Origin of the sequence: Chryseobacterium sp. CBo1, assembly GCF_001693475.1 — a bacterium.
Lineage (GTDB): Bacteria > Bacteroidota > Bacteroidia > Flavobacteriales > Weeksellaceae > Chryseobacterium > Chryseobacterium formosense.
Window position 1 is genome coordinate 22,301 of sequence record NZ_MAUH01000029.1, and the last position, 6,266, is coordinate 28,566.

Sequence of the window (6,266 nt, forward strand, 5' to 3'; positions counted from 1 at the left end):
ATTTCAATTCATATCTCATAGACAATCTCCAAATATTCCCCATCAATTGAAAATAACCGATTTTTAATTTTAATCATTGACAAAAAAAACTTATTTTAGTTACACCAAAAATAAAGTCAAAATATTAATATTAAAATATAAATGGGAGTACTTGTTACCAATGAAACGGTGAAACAGCTGTTTCATATTGCACAGTCGATTGCGAGAGAAAATTACAACGCTACATACAGCGGACCACATATTTTACAGGCATTAATGCATAAAGATATTGGGCTGAATGAATTTCTTAAATCTATAGACAAAGATCCGGGATACTTTTACGAATGGGCAGATGTCCGAATTGAAGATTATCCGAAAACTACTCATCTTCCCGCAGAAGTTGGTGAAGGCGAATTTGTAGATCAGATTCTTGAAGAGGCCGATGATATTCGCTTGAAATTAGGTTTAGACGAGATTACACCAGTCTGTATTTTAACGGCAATTGTAAAACCGCAGGTTGCATTTACTTTACAACAGCTCAAATCACTTCCTTTAAGAGAGCACGAAATTTTCAATTTATATAGAAAAGATACTCCTTTTGCAGCAGCCCAGAATGGCGAAATTTCATCCTTGTTTGGTGGAAGTTCTGATTTTTCAGATTCTTCATTTCCTTCTATTAAAGCCTATTGTGTTGATCGTACTGCACAGGCAAAAAACGGTGATTTGGAAAACATTATCGGTCGGGATAAAGAATTGAGAATGTTGGTCGAAATTCTTTGTCGAAGAAGTAAGCCCAACGTAATTATCATCGGAGAGCCGGGAGTTGGTAAAACAGCATTGGTTGAAGGTTTTGCAACAGAAATTATCAAAGGAAACGTTCCTGAAATGTTGAAGAATGCAACATTATTAGAACTTGACACCGGGGCTTTGCTTGCCGGAACTTCTTATAAAGGCGAAATCGAAGACCGCCTGAAAAAAGTAATCAATGAATGTAAAAAAATTGAAAAAGCAGTTTTATTTATTGATGAAATTCATACCCTTTTAGATCCAAAAGGAAGCATCGGAAACGTTGCTAATTTATTGAAACCTGAATTGGCACGAGGAGAAATTACGGTAATCGGAGCGACAACTCAGGAAGAATACAGAAAAATTATAGAGCCTGAACAGGCATTCAACAGACGTTTTGAAGTTTTGACGGTCAACGAGCCGGATGAAAAAACTTGCGTCAAAATGATTGATGTTTTGCTGGAAGGCTATAAAAAACATCATGGAATTGAAGTGGAAAAAACCGCAATCCCAGAATGTGTACGTTTGGCGAAGCGTTATGCAAAAGGTAAAAAACTTCCGGATGCTGCAATTGATCTTTTAGACCGAACAATGGCGGCAATAAAAATGCTCGACGAACTTTCTGAAAAAGAACTGAAAAGCTGGAAGGAAATCTATGAAAATATTTTAAAAGAAGAATATCTTGATGATAAAGATAAAGCCGACGAATTGATTTGGAATTACAATTTATTAAGAGATAAGATCAGTCCGATTTTGTGGGGTTCTCTGAGCGAGCAGCCACAAATCGACAACTCTATGCCGGTAGAATCGATTCAGAAAATAATAGAAGATACCTATGCAGAACTTTTAGAGCATGCATCTGTAAAAAGAGAAAAAGTAGGACGTCTTGAATTAGCGGCTGTAATGGCAGCTAAAACCAATATTCCGATCGGGAAAATTCAGGCTCAGGAAAAAGAGAAACTTTTGAATATGGAATCTCTGCTGATGAACAGAGTAGTGGGACAGGATCACGCCCTGAAAATTCTTTCTGATGCCATCGTTGAAAACCGAAGCGGATTGAATAAACCGGGACAGCCAATCGGTTCTTTCTTCCTTTTAGGTCCCACCGGAACCGGAAAAACTGAGTTGGCAAAATCTATGGCTGAATTGCTATTCAACGATGAAAAAGCAATGGTTCGTTTTGATATGTCTGAATTTAAAGAAGAACATTCTGCAGCACTTTTATACGGTGCGCCTCCCGGATATGTAGGTTATGAAGAAGGTGGGATGTTGGTCAACAAAATCAGACAGCAGCCTTACACGGTTGTTTTATTTGATGAAATTGAAAAAGCGCATCATTCAGTTTTTGACGTGTTTTTACAGATTATGGATGAAGGTAAAGTTCATGATAAGCTTGGAAAAGAAGGAGATTTCAGCAATGCTTTAATTTTATTTACTTCAAACATCGGAAGCGAAGAAATTGTGAAACAGTTTGAAGAAGGAAAAATTCCGGAATCAAATTCGCTGATGCAGATTATGTCGAATTCAGGAAGATTCAGACCGGAATTTTTGGCAAGAATTACAGAAATTATTCCTTTTGCACCAATTACAGAATCGATTGCTGAAAGAATCTTCAATATTCAGTTAAAATCACTTCATACTTCATTAACGAGATTAGGAATGACTTTAAAAATTAGTGATGAAGCGGTGAAAAGCCTTGCATTAGGCGGATTTAGCAGCAAATACGGAGCAAGACAGATTTCCGGAGTTATCAGATCACAATTGGCAAGACCCATCTCAAAAATGATTGTAAGAGAAGAAGTAAAAGCCGGACAGACGATTCATGTAGATTGGAATACAGAAGAAGATAAAATCAGTTGGAAAGTAGATTAATTTCACAATCTTATTAAATTTAAATTAATATAAAATCTCCCGCAGATTTTGCTAATCAGCTGATTTCAATCTGGAAAATCTGTTTAATCTGCGAGATATTGAAAATAATTGTGATTTTCAGGATAAATAAAAGCTTTGAAACACATTAAAAATGAAACCTAATCTTAAGAATATTATTTTAACGGCAACGTTTTTAAGCTGCTCTCATTTTGTGAGTGCACAGTTTCTCACTGCTTCAGATACTTCTGAAAACAGTGTGAGAAAATATAAGAATATTATTGAAGCCAATAAAGAGATTGTTAATTTTATCGAATATTCTATGGTTGAAAGAGGTTTGCCAAAGCATTTGAGGAATTTAGCTTTAATCGAATCTCACTTCAACAGAAATGTGACTTCAAGCGCAGGAGCAGTGGGAGTGTGGCAGTTTATGACCGCTCATGCCAATCAGTACGGATTAACGGAAGACCGTCGGAATGATTTATACAGAAGTACAAAAACAGCTGCAGTTTCATTAAAAAATCTTTATAAAAAATACAATAATTGGGTGACAGTAGTTGCGGCTTACAATTGTGGAGAAGGAAATATTGCCAAAGCGATGCAGGCAGCAAATTCTACGCAATATCATGTTTTTTCTAAATATTTGCCACAGGAAACGATCAACCATGTTAAAAAATATCTTAATGCATGTTACGCAACGGGAGAATTATCGTCGGTTTTGGCAAATTATAATGATTCGAGAACAATGACTCTTCTGAATTCAAGAACAACAGATTCTCGGGAAATTGCTTTGTCGGAAACCGAAATCAATGCTGGATTTAAGCTGAATGTAATTGCCGATGAATTGAAAATTCCGATGAATGACCTTCTTTCCTGGAATCCGGAGATTGTAAGTACTTTAGAAGCTGATGGTGAAAGCAAACTCTTTCTTCCCACAGATTTAATGCCTGATTTTTTAATGAAAAAAACTTCAATTTTATCGAAATCTATAAAAGGAAGTAATAAATAAAATACCTATTACAATTAAAAGCCCGGACTCAAGATCCGGGCTTTTTTAGCAAATATCAAAAATCATTTTTTAGATGAAATTTTATGGATTTGAAACGATTAAAGTTGACGGAATGTCCGATAACCAAAGACTTTTTGAATCAATCAGTCCGCGCCAGCTTTTCTTGCTGATCAGCATCAGATCCTGAGCGTTTAAAAATTCTTTTTCAATCTTCTTCTCGTTATATAAAGTGATGTGGTTCGGAGCTACCTGTTCGATGCTTCGGATCAGTTCTTTCACTTCAATATTGTTTCTGATTTGTCCTGCGACATCCAGAATAATAATTTGCGAATTGTTGTTATTAATCAATCTTTTAGCATATTCAAGCAAATAAAAATCACTTAAATTAAAAATAGGAACGAAAACTTTGTCTGCAGATTTGAAATCTTTCTCAACTAAAACTCCTACCGGAATATGAGTGTTGTCCAAAATCTGTAATGTAAAATCATCGAAAGGCGAACTGTTAAAAATATTGCTTTTTCCTTTTACAGTATTCAAAAGTTTTTCAGGATTAATGATTTTTGTGGTAAAACCCAGAAGCCTTCCCAATAAACTTCCTTCGTACATTGATTTTCCAAGCATAATCAGAAGAAGATCATAATTTCCTTTATTTGAAATATTTGTCAGATCATTTTCAATATCCGTAGATGCTTTGAAAAGGGTTGTAATTTCAAGGTTTAGATCCTGTGAGGTTTCAATTACATTTTTAAACTGTTCTTTTTCGAAATTATCGATGTCGAAGGCGTGAAGTTCATCAACAGGCGCGATATTCATAGCTGTAATGCTCTTGTTGCCGTTCATTTTATGAGTAAGGTTATCTGCAAGTTTCAGCAATGTACTTCCGGATTCTGCAGTCTCGAATGACAAAAGAACTCTATACTTTGCGTCGTTTTCATCTTGATCTTCATCTTCCAGAGATGATTTTTTTCCTTTAAAGAAATAATTGATGAGGTCAAGACATGGCCCGGTCATAAATGTGGTGAACAATGCCATAATAACCAACATCGCAAACAATTCAGGTCCTAAAACACCAAGATCGTAACCGATATTTAAAACAATCAGTTCGGTCAAACCTCTTGTATTCATCAAAGCACCAATGGTGAGACTGTCTTTCCAGCTTAGTTTGAGGAATTTGGCCGTTAAAGCACTTCCTACGAATTTTCCGATAACGGCAGTTAAGATAATAAATCCTCCGATTTTCCAAAGATGAGGATCATTCAATAACCCTATTTGTGTTCTTAACCCTGTAAATACAAAGAATAATGGAAGTAATAAAACCAATGCAACATCTTCTACTTTTTCAATGAAAAGATTTCTGAATTTTACATTTTCAGGCATAATTGCACCTGCCATAAATGCTCCAAATAATGCATGAATTCCGATTACTTCTGTTGCATAAGATGAAATAATAAGGATTAAGAAAAATACGGCAACCAATGCTTTACTAATGAAGCCTTTTCCTTTTTGTGCTTCAGCAATTCTTGTTAAAAACGGTCTTACCGCCTTAATCATAATGAAAACATATACAACCGCCATCAGAATTACAAAAACAGATCCTGAGAAAGATCCTGCTTTTACCACTGCAATTACGGCTGCTAAAATACACCATGCAGTAATGTCATCGGCTGCAGCACAGGTGATGACAACAGTTCCTATTTTAGTTTTATGAAGATTCCGTTCTTGAACAATTCTTGCCAAAACAGGAAATGCGGTGATACTCATCGCAATGGCTATAAATAAAGCAAAGGAACTGAACTGAATTCCTTCCGGCGCAAATTCTTTATAAATAAAATAAGAAAGCCCGACTCCTAAAGCAAACGGAATAATAATACTTGCGTGGCTGATTACTACGGCATCATGAGCTTTTTTTCTTAAAATGCTTAAATCAAGCTCCATTCCGACAATGTACATGAAGAGAATCAAACCGATCTGACTTAAAAACTGTAAGTTGGGTAATGATTCTTTAGGAAAAATAAATGCTGAAAGTTCTGGAAAATACAAGCCAAAAAGTGAGGGTCCTAAAACAATTCCTGCAATCATTTCACCGATTACGGAAGGCTGTTTTAATTTAATACAAATCCAGCCAAATAATTTGGCGACCATAATAATAGTCACAATCTGGGCAAGTAAAAGTGCTAACGGATGGTGAAGATTGGTTAAAAAAGAATCCGTAAAATCCTCCCACATCGTTGCGCCTGTTGTTTTTGGCGGAGCAATATTTTCTCCAATTTCCAAGGTTTGCCCTTCTACAAAAAACCAATACATGAGGCACGAGAAAAAGATAATTGTTGCTACATAAAAAATAATATTTCTATATTTCCCCATAATCATTAATCATTTTATTTAAACGCAAATTTCATAAGAATAAACGGATGTAAAAAGTTGGTTTACTTTAAATGTAATAAGTGTATGGAATAATGTAATGAAATGAATGGGAATGTAATCTGATTGAAATGAAAAGAGGCTGTCTCAAAAGGGCAGTCTTTTTTCGTGTTGAGTTGAAAAAAAAATCTTTTTTCAGGTTTTATTTTTTGAAAAATATAATTTTTTGAAAAACTCGAAGAATAAAATTGAAAAATCCAAT

Annotated in this window: 3 protein-coding genes; 2 read left to right on the forward strand and 1 reads right to left on the reverse strand. The window is 35.1% G+C overall.

Annotation, left to right across the window (positions count from 1 at the left end; translation table 11 throughout):
* Positions 1–141 precede the first annotated feature (141 nt).
* Together BA768_RS14445 and BA768_RS14450 are read left to right on the forward strand one after the other, a co-directional pair.
* Positions 142–2,637 (forward strand): ATP-dependent Clp protease ATP-binding subunit, encoded by a 2,496-nt coding sequence (locus tag BA768_RS14445; RefSeq protein ID WP_065721333.1) that lies wholly within the window; start codon positions 142–144, stop codon positions 2,635–2,637.
* A gap of 151 nt (positions 2,638–2,788) precedes the next feature.
* The gene (locus BA768_RS14450) at positions 2,789–3,643 is read left to right on the forward strand and encodes a lytic transglycosylase domain-containing protein (RefSeq protein WP_065721334.1); all 855 of its coding nucleotides are present in this window, start codon (positions 2,789–2,791) and stop codon (positions 3,641–3,643) included.
* Between the two features lie 81 nt (positions 3,644–3,724).
* Here the strand turns inward: BA768_RS14450 and BA768_RS14455 are convergent, their stop codons facing one another.
* Positions 3,725–6,007, reverse strand: a complete 2,283-nt coding sequence (locus tag BA768_RS14455) for a cation:proton antiporter (protein WP_065721336.1) — start codon at positions 6,005–6,007, stop codon at positions 3,725–3,727.
* Positions 6,008–6,266: the final 259 nt, after the last annotated feature.

Bases quoted from the DNA above. Each gene is read 5' to 3' on its own strand.
- BA768_RS14450 (WP_065721334.1), top strand. From the start codon at position 2,789: ATGAAACCTAATCTTAAGAATATTATTTTAACGGCAACGTTTTTAAGC.
- BA768_RS14445 (WP_065721333.1), top strand. From the start codon at position 142: ATGGGAGTACTTGTTACCAATGAAACGGTGAAACAGCTGTTTCATATT.
- BA768_RS14455 (WP_065721336.1), bottom strand. From the start codon at position 6,007: ATGGGGAAATATAGAAATATTATTTTTTATGTAGCAACAATTATCTTT.